This window comes from Corynebacterium silvaticum (assembly GCF_004382825.2).
In the GTDB taxonomy this organism is placed as follows: Bacteria; Actinomycetota; Actinomycetes; order Mycobacteriales; family Mycobacteriaceae; genus Corynebacterium; species Corynebacterium silvaticum.
On sequence record NZ_SDQO02000002.1, the window covers coordinates 65452 to 81053 of the forward strand.

The 15602-nt window shown below is 54.8% G+C and carries 9 protein-coding genes and 4 pseudogenes; 3 read left to right on the forward strand and 10 right to left on the reverse strand.

The features are described from left to right. Window positions 1–84 precede the first annotated feature (84 nt). From ET810_RS04390 to gabT, 4 genes and pseudogenes are all read right to left on the reverse strand, one after another. On the reverse strand, window positions 85–426 hold the full coding sequence (locus ET810_RS04390) for a hypothetical protein (protein ID WP_225870220.1): 342 nt from the start codon (window positions 424–426) through the stop codon (window positions 85–87). A gap of 183 nt (window positions 427–609) precedes the next feature. Next, window positions 610–1859, reverse strand: a pseudogene (locus tag ET810_RS04395) (aromatic amino acid transport family protein). A gap of 19 nt (window positions 1860–1878) precedes the next feature. Next, a pseudogene (locus ET810_RS04400) lies at window positions 1879–3340 on the reverse strand (NAD-dependent succinate-semialdehyde dehydrogenase). Window positions 3341–3350: 10 nt separating this feature from the next. Next, window positions 3351–4685, reverse strand: a complete 1335-nt coding sequence (gene gabT / locus ET810_RS04405; RefSeq protein WP_087454769.1) for a 4-aminobutyrate--2-oxoglutarate transaminase — start codon at window positions 4683–4685, stop codon at window positions 3351–3353. 284 nt (window positions 4686–4969) lie between these two features. Between gabT and ET810_RS04410 the strand changes: the two genes are divergently transcribed. After that, window positions 4970–6379 (forward strand): PucR family transcriptional regulator, encoded by a 1410-nt coding sequence (locus tag ET810_RS04410; protein WP_225870466.1) that lies wholly within the window; start codon window positions 4970–4972, stop codon window positions 6377–6379. 14 nt (window positions 6380–6393) lie between these two features. Here ET810_RS04410 and ET810_RS04415 read toward each other — a convergent pair. The 4 genes and pseudogenes from ET810_RS04415 to ET810_RS04430 form a co-directional block, all read right to left on the reverse strand. Continuing rightward, window positions 6394–7745 (reverse strand): annotated as a pseudogene (locus ET810_RS04415) (NAD-dependent succinate-semialdehyde dehydrogenase). Between the two features lie 12 nt (window positions 7746–7757). Then, on the reverse strand, window positions 7758–9284 hold the full coding sequence (locus ET810_RS04420; protein WP_087454770.1) for an APC family permease: 1527 nt from the start codon (window positions 9282–9284) through the stop codon (window positions 7758–7760). Further along, window positions 9277–10185, reverse strand: coding sequence for a universal stress protein (locus ET810_RS04425; protein ID WP_087454771.1), 909 nt, complete (start codon window positions 10183–10185; stop codon window positions 9277–9279). The genes ET810_RS04420 and ET810_RS04425 overlap by 8 nt, the downstream gene beginning before the upstream one ends. A gap of 2 nt (window positions 10186–10187) precedes the next feature. Next, window positions 10188–11672, reverse strand: coding sequence for a flavin monoamine oxidase family protein (locus tag ET810_RS04430; RefSeq protein WP_134316119.1), 1485 nt, complete (start codon window positions 11670–11672; stop codon window positions 10188–10190). Window positions 11673–11821: 149 nt separating this feature from the next. Here ET810_RS04430 and ET810_RS04435 point away from each other — a divergent pair, with 149 nt between their 5' ends. Beyond that, window positions 11822–12496 (forward strand): TetR/AcrR family transcriptional regulator, encoded by a 675-nt coding sequence (locus ET810_RS04435; RefSeq protein ID WP_225870219.1) that lies wholly within the window; start codon window positions 11822–11824, stop codon window positions 12494–12496. Window positions 12497–12515: 19 nt separating this feature from the next. On the opposite strand, the pseudogene ET810_RS04440 reads toward ET810_RS04435, so the two are convergent. Further along, window positions 12516–13224 (reverse strand): annotated as a pseudogene (locus tag ET810_RS04440) (aldose epimerase family protein). Between the two features lie 113 nt (window positions 13225–13337). Between ET810_RS04440 and ET810_RS04445 the strand changes: the two are divergent. Continuing rightward, entirely contained in the window at window positions 13338–13976 is a 639-nt protein-coding gene (locus ET810_RS04445; RefSeq protein ID WP_087454774.1) for a hypothetical protein, read from the forward strand. 119 nt (window positions 13977–14095) lie between these two features. On the opposite strand, the gene ET810_RS04450 is transcribed toward ET810_RS04445, so the two are convergent. Beyond that, entirely contained in the window at window positions 14096–15589 is a 1494-nt protein-coding gene (locus ET810_RS04450; RefSeq protein ID WP_134316118.1) for a DUF1846 domain-containing protein, read from the reverse strand. Window positions 15590–15602 lie beyond the last annotated feature (13 nt).

Genomic DNA, 15602 nt, shown 5'->3' on the forward strand with positions numbered 1-15602 from the left:
AAAACAAGCTCACTGCCTTCTTGCCTGAAGATTCCACACAGATATCAGGCAGGGAGGCGGTGAGCCTTATTATACTCTCAAATTTTATCTCACGGTAGCGTTGCGCACGACGCTGAAGTACTGGTTAGAGATATCAAGAGCCACAGTCTGGCCAGGCTGGACCACTTCACCCGATGGCAGGGTCAGAGTCTGGTTACCCAGCTCAGTTTCTCCGGTCGGAGTAAAGAGTCCGCCATGAATCCAGTGCGTAATCGCATCGGCAGACTTCTGGGTGCCGTAGAACTTGTAGCCATAGCTGAAGACGTGGGAGTCGCCCACAGGTCCGACTTCGCCTAGATAGTCTGGCTTAGCAAATCCGATTTGTGATGCCGCTCGATCTTCAACGGTAGCGATGGTGGGGGTGATGTTGTCAAAATCAGAAGCCATAGCGGTGGCGGGGATTCCGAAGGCGATACCTAGAAAAATATATCAACTTGCTCTGAAGACTCTACAGGCAATTAGCAGGAAAATTTTTCCCACACATTTCACCCTATACCGACACAAAACTCAAGCTCACAACCACTTTTTACGGGTTTTACGCCCAGATATATATTTTTCACCCCACAACCGTCACCCCGCCACGAGCGACCACAAAGAATAGAAAAATGCCGCACAATAAACCACCACAATGGTTAATTGAATCAACGGATGAGCCTGCCAGGTAACCCGCCATTCCGGGTTGCGGTTACCGTGTGCCCTAGCAGCACGAAGCAACAAAACCGGGATAATAGACATAATCGCACCGGCAAAACCACCTGCATACGTCAGGGCAGCCACAAATCCCGTAAAACCGGCAAAGAAAATCACCAGCGGCGGAATCACGGTAAGGGACAGCGCTGCGATTCGCTGCCAGCCGGTTTCCTTCCAGTGGAAGATATTCAGGACGTTGCGCATCGTCGTAAAGCCAATCGCCAGAAACGACGTCAACATGGCGCAAAGAGCAAAGATATTAGCCAGATAAAAGGCCACGGTGCCCAAGGAATCACCCCAGGCAATGGTGATCACTTCCGTGACGTCGGTACCCAGCAAGCCAAGCGCGGCGAAGGGGACAATCGCCAAGGTAAAACCGGTGATTCCCATCCCGGCCACAACCGCGTGAGGTATGGCGTTCGGATTATGGTCGCGTAGCCCACGAGCGAGTTCCGGCACCACATATTGGGCGAGAAACGTAAAAACTGCCAAATTCATGATGGGAATGATGAATGCGGGATTCAGCACCACCACGTTAGAGATGGTGATACCCGGGCCGATAAAGGTCCATCCGCACAAAATGACGATGATCAGCGCCATCGCTGTGGTGATAGCACCTTCCGCGATACCTGTGGCATGCAGCCCAATCCACATCACCGCTGCACCCACGATGAAAAAGATGACTGTTCCCAGAGTCGGCGGAAGCCCAAGAAGGTTATGCAGAAGTGAACCCGACCCCGAGGCATATGCGATCAGGGCCCCGATCCCGTTCACCATAATGGCCACAAACACAAGCCATCGGCCGGCCTGGCCAAGATACTTTTCCGCGAGCCCCGAAAGCTGGAAGTCTTCTTGAGTGCGCAGCGCCACCTCCGCCACATAGAGCATAGAAAAGGTGGTCAACGTGCCCGCAATGATGAGTGCGATGACGAGGGATAAAAACCACCATCACGGGAGGCATAAGGGATACTCAAAATACCCGCGCCGATATTCGTACCAAAAATCAATGCGATGCCCTGGGCCAGGGTAATCCGGTGATTATGGTGTTCTTGATGATGCTCGCCATGGTCTGTGCGAGCTTTCCCAGCGTTGTGGGTTGGCAACGTCAGGGCTTGTTTATTGAAGGGCATACAACTCCTTGTTTTCTCGCTATTGCCACGCCACGTAGCGGATGTCTAAGTACTCAAAAATTCCTTCGACTCCGCCTTCCCGACCAAAACCGGATTCTTTTACCCCTCCGAAAGGAGCAGCGGGGTCCGAAATAGCACCGCGATTGATGCCAACCATTCCGGCATTAAGCTCGGTGGCGAGCCGTTGAGCAGTATGGACGTTCTCGCTGAATCCATAAGCTGCCAGGCCAAACTGCGTTTGATTAGCCAGAGAAATCGCCTCTGCGAGATCAGAAAAAACCGTTATCGTGGCTACCGGGCCAAAAATTTCCTCATGCATTATGCGCGAGTCCGGAGCCACCTGAGTCAGCACAGTCGCGGGGTAAAAATAACCAGGACCATCGGGAACCACGCCACCGCACTGAATGTGCGCGCCGTCTGAGACAGCGTCAGCGACCAACTCAGCAATCCGGTCCCGCTGCCGCTCAGTGATCATTGGCCCCAGCGTGGTCGACTGCTCTAGACCATGCCCAAGCACATAGCCTTCCATCAGTTCGGTTAGCCTGCGGGTGAATTCTTCTGCAATCTCCTCATGAACCAGGAAGCGGTTAGCCGCGATGCAGGCCTCCCCGCCGTTGCGCATCTTTGCCTGTAGCGCGCAGCTCACAACAAGATCAAGGTCAGCGTCTTTGTGCATCACAAAGGGCGCATTTCCCCCCAACTCCATCGATGTCCTCTGCAAGGTGTCTGCCGACTGCCGGACGAGAGTTTTCCCCACGGGAGTCGATCCCGTGAACGTGACTTTACGCAACCGTGAGTCTGCCATGAGCTCCTGCGATAAAGCAGCAGCGCGAGTGGTTGGGATAACAGAAAACACCCCGTCGGGAGCATCATGACGTTCCAATACCTCGGAGATCACCGCGCCGAGGAAAAGCAGCGTCAGGGGAGTCTCTGCAGCAGGTTTCACTATGATCGGACACCCCGCGGCAAGAGCTGGCGCGATCTTGCGAGTAGCCATTGCTAGGGGAAAATTCCACGGCGTAATCGCCAACACGGGTCCTGGGTCCTACCGGCGTGTGGGTTGTCAGGATGTGTCCGTTGCCGCCAGGAGCGGGGGAGAAGCGGCCCTGCACGCGCACAGATTCCTCCGCAAACCACCGAAAGTACTCATTTCCATAGCTCACTTCACCTTGGGCTTCCGCAAACGGCTTTCCCATCTCCAAGGTCATTGTCCGAGCAAAATCGTCACGACGCTCCTCTATCTCATGAAAAATCTCGTAGAGAACCTGTGACCGTTTTCTTGAAGGCCACGCGGACCACTCAGCAAACGCCTTATCTGCCAGATCAAGGGCGCGCATCCATTCCGTCGATCCTGCATCACTAACGTGAACTAGTTCTTTCTCCGTGGCGGGATCGACAACAGAAAAGGTCTCCGTTAGGTCCTGAACCTGAGTGCCGATACGCACCCCCGTAGGAATTACAGGCAAAAGGGCACTAGTCATGGCCCTCCTCCTATCGCCCGGACTCTTCACGAAGGGAATCGCAGAGAATTCCCAAGCCCTCACGCAGCAAGCTTTCGCTTATAACCACGGGCGGAAGCAGCCGAATCACATTTCCGTCAATTCCACATGTCAGGATCAGGATCCCCTGCTTCTTACACGCCGCAGCAACTCGCGCTGTGAGATTAGGATTAGGTTTTCCGTGGGCGTCGACAAGCTCCAGAGCTACCATTGCTCCGCGACCGCGAATCTCGGCAACCGTGTCCAGCTCCTTTGTCAAAGGATCGAGCACCTCACGCACAATGGCCTCGATGTCTAGTGCCCGCTGGCGCAAATCCCAGCGCTTCATCTCTGCAACAGCCGCAAGCGACGCCGCACAGGCGATGGGGTTGCCACCATAGGTTCCACCCAGGCCGCCCACCACCGGAGCATCCATCATCTCCGCGCGTCCGGTAACCGCCGACAAGGGCAGTCCGCCCGCGATGCCTTTTGCCGTGGTGATCAGGTCCGGGACTACGCCTTCATGATCGCAGGCAAACCACTCACCCGTACGGCAGAATCCGGCCTGAATCTCATCGGCAACAAAAACTACATTATTTTCCGTACACCACTGGGAAATAGCAGGCAAAAAGCCCTGAGCAGGGACAATGAAGCCACCCTCACCTTGAATCGGCTCGATCACCAGACAAGCAATGTTTTCCGCACCAATCTGTGTCTCGATCATGTGAATCGCATCTGCTGCGGCCTCGGCGCCACTTTTATTGTCGCGCAACGGATAAGACATCGGTGCCCGGAATACGTCTCCCGCCAGGGGACCGAACCCGGTCTTGTAGGGCTTGTTCTTTGCCGTCATTGCCATCGTGAGGTTGGTGCGCCCATGGTAGGCATTATCAAAGACGATCACAGCTTGCTTGCCGGTATATGCGCGGGCGATCTTGATGGCATTTTCTACGGCTTCCGCACCAGAGTTTAAAAGAACGGACTTTTTTGCGTGATCTCCTGGGGTGAGCTCCGCAAGCATCTCGGCAACTGCCACATAGGACTCGTAGGGGGAGACCATGAAGCTGGTGTGAGTGAAGCGTCGTACTGCATCGGATACTGCATCCGCGACGGCCTGGTTGGATCCTCCAACGGTGGTCACGGCGATGCCGGAGGCGAAATCGATCCACGAGTTACCGTCGGCGTCGACAAGCACGCCCCCGTCGGCATCCACAACATAATCGGGCAATCCCGGGTTGAGCGCGCGTGCGACGGCCTTTTGCCTGCGTGTATCCAGTTCGGCGCTGTGCGGACCGGGGGCCTCTGCTACCTTGCGAACCTGCGGGAGACGGTAAGTGAGATCTTTCATCATTCTCCAATCACGTTTGTGATCACGGACACTCTATCTGTGATGTGCACCAGTGTAAAAAGAAATACGTGACACAGTACATATACAAAGTGGATAATTTTTCAAAGACTTATCGACACAATGTCTAATCACAGCTAGAGTTTTCCTATGTCGTCGGAGCAGCGTCACACCACACCACTAGGACAAGAATCCCTGACCTCACCTGGCTTTATCAACAACGCTCTCTCAAGCTCACTGAAATTATTGCCGCTGACGTAGAGTTTTGCTCCGTCCACCCCACAGAAATGCCAGACCCCACGGAATTCCTCGCACCCGGCGCGATCGTACTCACTACAGGAATTGCCTGGGGCACCGAGGCAGATGCCGCCGACTATGTCTCACGACTAGCTTCCTGCGGTGTTGTCGCGATCGGTTTTGGCAGCGGGGTCATTTACCCGCACCCACCCCCATCGCTCATTGCGGCATGTACAGCGCACAGCATTGGGCTTTTCGACGTCCCCCGCGCAATCCCTTTCGTCTCCATCCAAGCGCGGGTACACCAGGAGATTCTGCGACGCCGAACCGTCGCCCAAGAATCACTACATACAGCACAGGAGGCGCTCAATTCCGCAGCACTGCGCGGGGGAATAACCCAGCTCTTGCATGAGCTTGCATCAAGTATTACCGCGGACGCGGCGTTAAGTGATGCAGCGGGCACCCTCATATTCTCCCCAGACAATGACCACTATGGCGTTGCACAGCGTGCACGCGCGCTTATCCGGGAGGGAAACATAAGGGAAGCCGTCTTGAACAGCGGCGATGTGGTCACAATGACCCAGCGTTTGGGCACTGGTGATGGTTTTTTACTGCTGGTTCTTGCTTCCGCCACGGGGTTTGACGCACGCGCGCGTAGTTTGATCAAACACGCCTCAGGACTCATAGAAATCCTTGCCCACAATCACGGGAATGACTCCCATGAGGCAGAAAAACTAGCACTAGGCATCCTTGCCCAACATCCCCTCCTGACAGAAACTGCACAGCACGTTTTATCCGCGCTGAGCAATCACGACAATGCCCTACAGATTGCCTATATCCATGCCGATTCTCCTTTAGCTATCACCAAGGCACTCAACCGCCTGACCAAACCAACCCCATCAGCCACTGTCCCACGCACAGTCGCTATTGCCCTGGGCAGTACCAGCGCCATCGCAGTGCACGCCGGCACATCGGAATCATTGTTTATGCAGGCCATAGGGCCGCGTCATCAGCTGCGCATTGCTTTCAGCGACCCTCTGACGCCTTCTGACCTCACCCCGGAGCTGGTGGAGCGCCTAAGCGTACAGGCGCAGAATCTGATGCTAGGCACCTCCAGCACAAGCACACACCATGATTCCTGGTTTAACAATCCCGAGTTTCTCCGACTCACAGCCGCACATAGATTGCGCACAATCGATACCTTGGACGAGCACGATTGCACGAACAATAGCGCCTACCGGGCAACACTTGAGGCGTTTTTACGACACAACGGCAACGCTGCCGCCGCAGCCCAACAGCTCGGCATCCACAGACACACCATGCGTAATCATCTCCACCACATCGAGGATCTCTGCTCTATCAACCTTAACGATCCCGTGACCAGGGCCGAGCTTCTTCTCCTACTCATGAGTCATGGCGCTCATACAAAAGGGGATCGGCTACAGCACCCGACCCCCTAAGTACTACGCGCATACTAGTCTTGCACGTAGTACAACTGTTTGTTCACAAACTCATCCATGCCCAGTGGTCCCAGCTCGCGGCCAAAACCGGAACGCTTCACTCCACCAAAGGGCAATTCAGCGCCTTCTCCCGCCGGAGTGTTCACATTTGCCATGCCCACCTCTAGTCGCCTGGCAACCTGAGCCGCACGCTCTGCGTCTTGGGAGAACACCGCTCCACCGAGGCCAAAGGGACAATCATTGGCCAGCTCCAACGCTTCGTCATCACTTTCCGCCTTGTACACCACGGCTACCGGTCCGAACAGCTCCTCGTAGTATTCGTCGCTTCTTCGGGGGACGTCAACAAGCACGGCGGGGGAGTAGTACGCACCTTTTTCTGCTAGCTTCCCTCCGGCAAGAAGTTTCGCACCTGCGGTAACGGCAGCTTTCACCTGTTTATCCAGATTTTCCGCAGCTTCCCTGGAGGACAGGGGGCAATACGTGTTATCACCAGCTGTATCGGGTGTGGCAGGCACCGACTGCTGCGCAAGAGAAACGAGCTCGTCGACGAACTCATCATATATATCGGCCATCACGATCATGCGTTTGTTGGAATTACACGCCTGCCCGGTGTTATACATTCGAGTATCCCACGCAGTGCGCGCGGCCGCCTTCACGTCTGCAGTATCCAACACAATATAAGGATCTGAGCCACCAAGTTCCAGTACCGCCTTTTTGAGGCTAGCACCCGCTTTGGCACCCACGATTGCCCCGGCGCGTTCGGAACCAGTGAGGGATACTCCCTCTTCGATGATTCGCGAAATCTGATCATGAGTGGCAAAGAGATTGGTGTACACGCCTTCGGGTACCCCAGCATCATCCATAATCTGTTGCACAGCCAGCGCAGAACGGGGACAAATCTCAGCGTGCTTCAAGACGATCGTGTTTCCCAGCATGAGGTTAGGCCCTACAAAACGCGCGATCTGATAAAAGGGAAAGTTCCATGGCATGATGCCCACGAGCGGGCCTATCGGCAAGCGACGTACCTTGCTGTGCCCTCACCAGTGGGAATGCTCTGATCCTTGGCAAAGCTTTCGCCGTTATCCACGTAGTACTGAATTATGTCCCCTGAGAACTCCGCTTCTTCGATTCCCTCTGAAAGCGGCTTACCCATCTCAGCGGCAGCAATATGAGACAGCTCTTCCTTGCGCTCATGGAACAAGTCAGCCACCCGACCAACGATCTGCGCGCGCTCCGCAAAGGTCCGCGCTCCCCAGTCTCGATAGGCAGCAGCCGCACTCTCTAGCGCTTTGTCCACGTCGAGATCCGTGGCGTTATCAAACTTCTCTACGATCTGATTGTTCACAGGGTTTTGAACTCGATACATCGTTGTGCTCCTTTATGTAGTAATCAACGTGAGGTTGTCATCGGCGCGGGAGGTGTTACGTCTTAACGTCCTTCCTAAAAAGAAATCGGGATGTGCAACGCGAGTAAAAATCATCAGAAGAATGCCCATGATCAAAATGCCCATCCCCAACACAAAAACAGTTCCCATTCCCATCAGGGACGAACCCGAACCATAGTCCGGGGACATCGAGTCAAACGCGGTGATAAAGAACATCACCAGGAGGGATCCTCCACCTAAAACGGGGAAAAGGAATTTAAAAATGATGTTGTGCGCTGAGGTGAAGAGTTCCGTGCGGAAATACCAGATGCATGCCACCGCAGTGACCCCATAGTAGAAGCAAATCATCAGCCCGAGGGTAGAGATCGTATCCCACAGTGCATTCTCGGAGATGATGCGAGTGATGGTGTAAAAAACTCCTGCAGCCACAGCGGAAGCAATTGTGGCCACGCTGGGGGTTCTAAACCGAGGGCTCACTCGACCAAAAGCTGGCGGCAGTGCACGATAATAGCCCATAGCCAAAAGCGTCCGCGCAGGCCCCACCATCGTCGATTGCAGCGATGCAAAAGAACTGAACAGAACTGCAATATAAATCAAGACTGCATAGTTTCCGAGAACGGGAAAGGACAAAGCTGCAAAAATAGAGGACTGATTCTCCGGGTTACCCGCTCCAAGTCCTTGGTCGCCCGTTCCGGCCCACGTAACCACGGCTACAGCGGTAAGCAAATAAAGGAGAATAATCGTGACTACCGTAATGGTAGCTGCCCTACCAGGCGTTTTCTCCGGGTTCTTTGTTTCCTCATTCATGGTCAGCGTTACATCCCAGCCCCAAAACATGAAGATAGACAGCGATATGCCAGCAGCGACCAGGGAAAAATTGCCAATGTCTAGTGGGTTGAACCACTGCATGGTGAACGGCGTGAAATCAAAACCGCCATGATGATAGGCCCGGAAAATTGCCACAACATCAAAAACCACCACCGCAATGATCTGCACTGCCACCAGTACATATTGCAGCTTCTGCGTAGACTCCAGACCGCGATAAGAAACATAACCGGCAATCGCGATGAACACGAGTGTCGTGGGAATATTGATCCACAGATTCCGCGTCCACTCACCGATCGCGGGGTTACCTAGTACCTGGGCTAGCAAGAGATAAAAGAAGTCCACCGCCACGGCGGCTAGGTTGGAAAGAACCAGAATGGTTGCTGTGATAAGCCCCCATCCGCCTATCCAGCCGACCCAGGGCCCAAAAGCCTTTGTTGCCCACGTAAATGAGGTGCCGGAATCAGGGACTCGGTTGTTGAGCTCTCGGTATGCAAACGCAACCAGCAGCATAGGGATAAAGCCCAACAACAGGATCGAAGGAACGTATTTGCCCACCGCTGAAATGGTGGGACCTAAACCCGACGTCAGCGTGTAAGTGGGGGCAATGCAACTGATACCAATGATCACCGCGCCGATGAGTCCCACACGGTTTTTTGCCAGGCCTTTTTCGGATTCAATAATGATCTCAGCCATCTGTCTCACCTCCCCTCATATATCCGTTGGGGATGACGACCATGGGCACAGGCACTGAGCGCAGCATCCGGGAAGCCGTCGTACCAATAAACAAACGCCCAGGAACAGCCAACCGCGAGGAGCCAACAATAACGATCTCTCCGGGATCCCACGCAAGGTCTGATACCGCGTCTTCCACGGAATTCCCGCTGGCTACTACGGTGCTCGCTTTTCCGTCGTCAAGCATGTGCTGGGCTATATCACCAAGAACGCGGTCGGCATACTGTCGGATGGCGTTGGGGACATCATTGCCTAGGCCCTGCAAGTCCGATTCCCCATGAATGACCAGAGACACTAGTCTGAGTTCCACGCCGCGCTTGCTAGCCCGATCAATGGCGTTACTTATCACGTCCACGCTTCCCGCACGAGGGCCAAACATACAGGTAAGACGAGAAATCGGCCCTGGATACGCATACCCTTTAGGTGCCAAAGCAATGGGAACCGTCGCGGAATGCAGCAAAGCGTTGACCGCAGCACCCATGTGGAACCGGCTGAGTATCCCGCCTTTACGTGCACCTACAACGATCATGTCACAGTTCAGTTCCACCGCAGCGTCGTTCAGGGCTTCTGCCTCTGAGTCTCCCAGGACGATTCGGGCTGTCGCATCGATGTCTTTGGGGATGCTGGCAAGGGCTTCTTCTAACCACGTTGCAATGTGCTCTTCCAGAATCGAGGAATAGCCTCGGTCATGTGGATATACCCCAGAAAAGGAATTACTGCGGGGAGCAATCATCACGATGTCCAGGCTTACGTCCCGTTCTTTGGCCAGAGCTATCCCAAGGTTGAGAGCGTCTTTGCCGTAGTCGGTGGCAACATAAGCGACCAATATCCGCCCTGAGGCACGTCGATGGGGAAAATCCATGGTTAACCCCTCGCGGCAATCGCACGCGCGACGTGTTCGCCCATGCGTATCGCCCCGTCCACGTGCTGATATCCCTCAGCAGCGATGTCTGAACACGAGTAGTAGATCGGGCCGGTTGGCTGGTTTTGCAAATGTCCCCACCGAGAAAGTCCACCGAGGTCATAGCTGGTGGCATAGGCGCCTCGCGTCCACTCTTCCGCAGCCATATCGGAAAGGTAAAAAGCTATCGGTTCCATAGTCTTGGGCCCCAAGTACATGGACATCGCCTCAAGGATGCGTTTTTTGCGTTCCGACGCAGAAAGGTGCCACATGTCCTCGGCGTAGACATCGGAGACAAAGCCCACGAGGGTGCCGTATGTGTCTTCCTTGTCGGGTTGCCCCGAGGCACAATTCTCACCGTAGTTGGTGTTGTCGTAGACCTCTTGAACAAGGTGTCCTCCGCCAAAACCGGTTCCCGATAGGCCTTCTTCCCGCCAGAAGGGCGTCGGGTAGACCGCGTGAACTTTGATGACCAGCCCCATGGAGATGTGCTGGTGCACGATCTGTTGGTCGCGGGGGAGTGGCGGAACATAATCAATCCTGCTGTACAGATTGGGAGGGATGGCAAGCACAGCGTATCGAGCGCTCACTATCGCCTTGTCCGAGTACGCAGTCACGTTTCCCGGAGCGCCGTTATCGGGGACCCCGTTGCGGACGTCGGCAAGCACTCCATTGAGCGGATCTGCAGTATCAGGATCGGGAGTAGCCCACTCTAAGCGACGTACGGGCGAGTCAAGAATCACGGCATCGCCAAGTTCCTGCGCCATGGCCAGCGATACTGACTGCATTCCGCCGACAACACGCTTATCCAAGATGAAGTCTTCATCTACGAGGTTGCTAAAAGAGCCTGCCGACGCCGCCATGAGCGCCGCCTGCAATGCCGAAAAGGTATGCGCCGGCTTTGTGAGCATGCCCGAGGCGACGTAGATGGATACGTTGTCTATCGCCTCGGTATCGCTAGAAAGCTGCTCCAACCAGCTGCGAAAAGAAATCGAGTCTAGTTCTTTAGCCCGCGGATGCATCCATGGTGATGCCGGGTCGATCTCCGAGGTCAACTGATCGAGTTCCCGGATAAGCCGATCCATTTCCTCGGCCGTAGTGGGGCTAACCGGGAATTCTTCCTGGTACACATGTCGTGTGCCATCGGGGGACACGTACACCGATTTTCCCTCGCGATAGCGGGGGAACGTGTCCAATCCCAGCTCTGAAACCAGCTCTATAAGCCGCGTTTGGTCTGGGGAAATCCACTGTCCGCCTAGCTCAATAAAGTGTTCTACGCCGTCAGCGTCTTTGACTTTTCCGTTCCAGGTCCGGCCACCCACGCGAGCACGAGCTTCAAGCACGCATACTTTCAGCCCTTGCGCTTTGAGGGTGCGGGCTGCCATAAGTCCTGACGGTCCAGCTCCAATAACTACTACGTCGCTTTCTATCTTTTGTGGACTCGTCATCACTACCAACTCCTTTACTCCGCACGATCTACTGGAAGATTTGTGAGAAAATCAACCAGTCGAGAAGGACTACAGCACATTAATGAATGCCATTCATTTTGTGTTGCGGGTCACTGTACAGTACATATGAGAGTTGAAACAAGGGGTATATGGCAATGAATTCTCCGCGCGGTCGCGGCCGACCCTCAAAAGGAGTGGTCACACGGGCAGCAATCGCCCAGGCCGGACTTTCCATCGCAAGTACCCGAGGGTATGAAGCCCTGACTATGGCAGCACTAGCTCGCCACCTAGGCGTAGCCCCCAGCGCCCTTTACAATCACGTGAGAAATAAAGCCGATCTCCTCATCGTGATACAAGACGAGGTGATGACCTCCGTGGACACCTCCCCCCTCGACGCAGCAATCACAGGCACCCTATCCCCAAAGAAGGCCCTGGCCGCCTGGGCGCGTTCCTATCGCGACGTCTTCTCCCAGCACCTCCCGCTAGTCCAAATCATCGCAACTTTTCCCATCATTGGGGCACCAGAAACCGTAAAGATATACAACAAAGCCGCCCACGTTTTACAACTCACAGCCCTGGAGCCGCATCTCATCCTCCCGAGACTCATCGCCCTAGAATCCTTTATCTACGGCTCAGCATTTGATGTGCACGCTCCGGAAAATATTTTTGACACCACCGGAATGACCCCAACCCCCGATTTCCTCCACGACGCAGTTGTAAAGTTTCACAATTCCGTCCGTCCCCCCGACCAGACAGCCTCGCAGAATATCTACGCAGAAGCCCCCTTCACAGTGGGGCTCAACGCCTTGCTCGCAGACCTCTAGCCCCACAACCTCACACGCTTTACTCGGGAGTCGCTTCAACCTGGACAGTCATACCAATATGAACCCAGTCCCACGGCGCCACCGACACTCCCTCAGAGCCTTCTCCCAAGAGGGCAGGCTCAACACAAACAAAGTTCCGCCATTCCCCGGCACCCATGTCAGACATCTCATTCGCCAGAGTTCCACACAATAAAGTGGTCGGTTTCTTGCCCTTTGACCGTGATGCGTCGCTGGCCATCGTCGATAAGCAAAGGCGCGGGAGCGGAAAGGCGGAATTCTTCTAACAAGCTGCCGTCCGAGGTAAAGGTCTCATGAGGTGCTGCCACGGTGGTGTTCAGCACATCAGCGACATAAAAATAGGGGTGAAATGCCAGCTGAAGGTTTCGACGAACGCTAGAAGCATTCCTACACTTCAGCATCATGGCAAAGCCGTGCGACGTCGACTGAACGGCCAGGCGCAGATCCCAATCATCGTGATTCATTCGAGCATCAATCCCGCCCGAAGTCTCCAGCACCTCCCATTCCTTTCGGCACGCCCACCCATGTTGAAGTTCATCGTGGCCCATAAGTTTGCCAAACCACGGGGCAATAACGGGCACGCCGCCGCGAATAGAACCGCCTAATGCCATATCTGGAATGCTCGACATAAAGAGTATTTCTCCACACGCAGAGGTGTTGGCGGAGATAAGGTGGCCGCGGTCTTCGGGCATAGTGAGAGTCGTCGTCATGGTTTCCCAGCCTACCGTTGTACAATGGGCAACAACAGCCCATGTTTCACGTGAAACTATGAGTTTCTACCAGCACATCCCGGAAGGTTTCCGAACGTGGCAGACTATAGGGCATGAATATTGCCGTAGTCACCGGCCGCGTACTCGATCCTCATTCCCTCCCCGGCCTCCGCTTTAATCGAGCATTCGCCCCCTCCGCCGATTATCGCGCCGCCCGAGTAGCACTCCTCACCGGGCAATACCCCCAACGGCATCCACTCACGCGCTTTGCATCGCTTATCGACGACGTCACCGATGACTTCTCCCGTTCCGGAATCCCCATCATTGAACGCGCAACTATCGACGGCACCCTCATCGCGGAAGCCCTAGCCTCCAAACGCGCCGTCTTTTTTGTTGGACACCCCGAGGGACAAGAACAGATTGCCATGTCACTCCATTGGCCAGGTGTTACCGATGCCAACCTACCCCACACCAAGGTATCCAGCACCTCATGGGAATGCTCGGAGCTCGTATCCAGTCTGGACGTTGCACCAACCCTTGCAGCCATTGCAGGATACGACGTGCGCCCCAACGCCCGACTCTCCTTTGATGGCATGAACCTAACGCCAGTTGTTCGCTATGGAGCTACCGGACATGGGGGACTTTTCTTTGACGACGGCACCATCATCACCCCCACAGAGACCCGACAAGACACATCCGACCCGGAATGGCAGATGTGGAAGTCAATCATGGAAATGGGGCCGCTTCAATAGTCATTGCACCGCATTAGATTGCGCACAATTATTGTGCACAATCTAATTTCGCACGCTTTACCCTACCCAGCAGAAAGGCCCAACCGAAGTTGGGCCCAAGGGGTGGAATTAACCAGGAATTAGCGCTTTTGGTACAGCTTATTCTTTTGGAACTTGGGGTCCGAGGTAACCAAGACGCCAAGGTTGCGGAAGATCCCCTCATCCACAGAACCCAGGATCGTAGTGGTGTGTACGTCGCAGCCTCGCAGGTTCTTCAGCTGGTCAAGAGCTTTCTGTGCGTTCTGATCCGTAGCTGCAGAAACAGAGAGGGCGATCAAGACCTCATCTGTATGCAAGCGAGGATTGGTGCTGCCCAGATGATGCGTCTTCAGCGTCTGAATCGGCTCAATAGCCTCGGGGGAGAGGAGATGGACTTCATCATCAATCCCGGCCAGTACTTTCAATGCGTTCAGCAGCATTGAGGAGGAGCATCCCAGCAAATCTGATGTTGCCCCAGTGACTATCTGGCCGCTAGGAAGTTCAATGGCACATCCCGGAAGTGAGGTGCGCTCTGCAACGGCACGAGCAGGCTGTACCACAACGCGCGCATCGGACTTGATGCCAGCTTTAGCCATGACAACTGCAGCACGGTCCGATTGTATGGAGTCGGAACCCGCACGGGCTTCATCCACGAGCGCCTTGAAATAGCGTCGAATGATTTCCTGCTCGGAGGCTTCCCGGCACGCACTATCATCAGAAATGTATTTGCCTGCCATATTGACGCCCATATCCGTAGGAGACTCATAGGGGCTCTTGCCCAGTAGTCGCTCGAGCAGCGTCTTTAGCAAGGGGAAAGCCTCTACGTCACGGTTGTAGTTGACGGTTTGCTCGCCATAGGCAGCAAGGTGGAATGGGTCAATGATATTGGCATCGTTAAGATCCACTGTGGCGGCCTCGTAGGCCAGGTTAACAGGGTGCTCCAGGGGGAGGTTCCAGATTGGGAAGGTCTCAAACTTGGCATAGCCAGCCTGAACGCCACGCTTATGCTCGTGATACACCTGCGAAAGACACGTTGCGAGTTTTCCCGATCCAGGTCCCGGCGCGGTGACAACAACCAAGTCCCGTGTCGTGTCCGCGTACTCGTTAAGCCCGAACCCTTCTTCGGAGACAATGCGATTCGTGTCCATCGGGTAGCCGGGAATAACCCGGTGCTTGGATACCTTGACCCCCAAACGCTCTAGGCGCTCGATAAAGGCAAGGGCGAGGCGGTTTCCTTCCTCCAATTGGGTGAGCACCACGTGCTCTGCTAGGAATCCACGATCCCGGAAGACGTCTACGAGCCGCAGGACATCTTCCTCGTAGGAAATACCGAGATCGGCACGAATCTTGTGGCGTTCCAGGTCCTTGGCGTTGATGCAGACAAGGATCTCTACTTCGTCTTTGATGCGGTCAAGCATCGCGATCTTGTTGTCTGGAGTGAATCCTGGAAGAACACGGGAGGCGTGCATGTCGTCGAAAAGCTTGCCGCCCATCTCCAGATATAGCTTCCCGCCGAGAGCTTCCCGTCGCTCCCTGATGTGTTGGGACTGCATCTCGATGTATTTTTCGCGGTCGAAGCCGATCCTATTAACCATGGAACCTCATCGT

What these genes read in the sequence shown, in the direction of transcription:
- ET810_RS04390 (WP_225870220.1), bottom strand. Translation starts at nt 426, where the DNA reads ATGGCTTCTGATTTTGACAACATCACCCCCACCATCGCTACCGTTGAA.
- gabT (WP_087454769.1), bottom strand. Translation starts at nt 4,685, where the DNA reads ATGAAAGATCTCACTTACCGTCTCCCGCAGGTTCGCAAGGTAGCAGAG.
- ET810_RS04410 (WP_225870466.1), top strand. Translation starts at nt 4,970, where the DNA reads ATGCCAGACCCCACGGAATTCCTCGCACCCGGCGCGATCGTACTCACT.
- ET810_RS04420 (WP_087454770.1), bottom strand. Translation starts at nt 9,284, where the DNA reads ATGGCTGAGATCATTATTGAATCCGAAAAAGGCCTGGCAAAAAACCGT.
- ET810_RS04425 (WP_087454771.1), bottom strand. Translation starts at nt 10,185, where the DNA reads ATGGATTTTCCCCATCGACGTGCCTCAGGGCGGATATTGGTCGCTTAT.
- ET810_RS04430 (WP_134316119.1), bottom strand. Translation starts at nt 11,672, where the DNA reads ATGACGAGTCCACAAAAGATAGAAAGCGACGTAGTAGTTATTGGAGCT.
- ET810_RS04435 (WP_225870219.1), top strand. Translation starts at nt 11,822, where the DNA reads ATGGCAATGAATTCTCCGCGCGGTCGCGGCCGACCCTCAAAAGGAGTG.
- ET810_RS04445 (WP_087454774.1), top strand. Translation starts at nt 13,338, where the DNA reads ATGAATATTGCCGTAGTCACCGGCCGCGTACTCGATCCTCATTCCCTC.
- ET810_RS04450 (WP_134316118.1), bottom strand. Translation starts at nt 15,589, where the DNA reads ATGGTTAATAGGATCGGCTTCGACCGCGAAAAATACATCGAGATGCAG.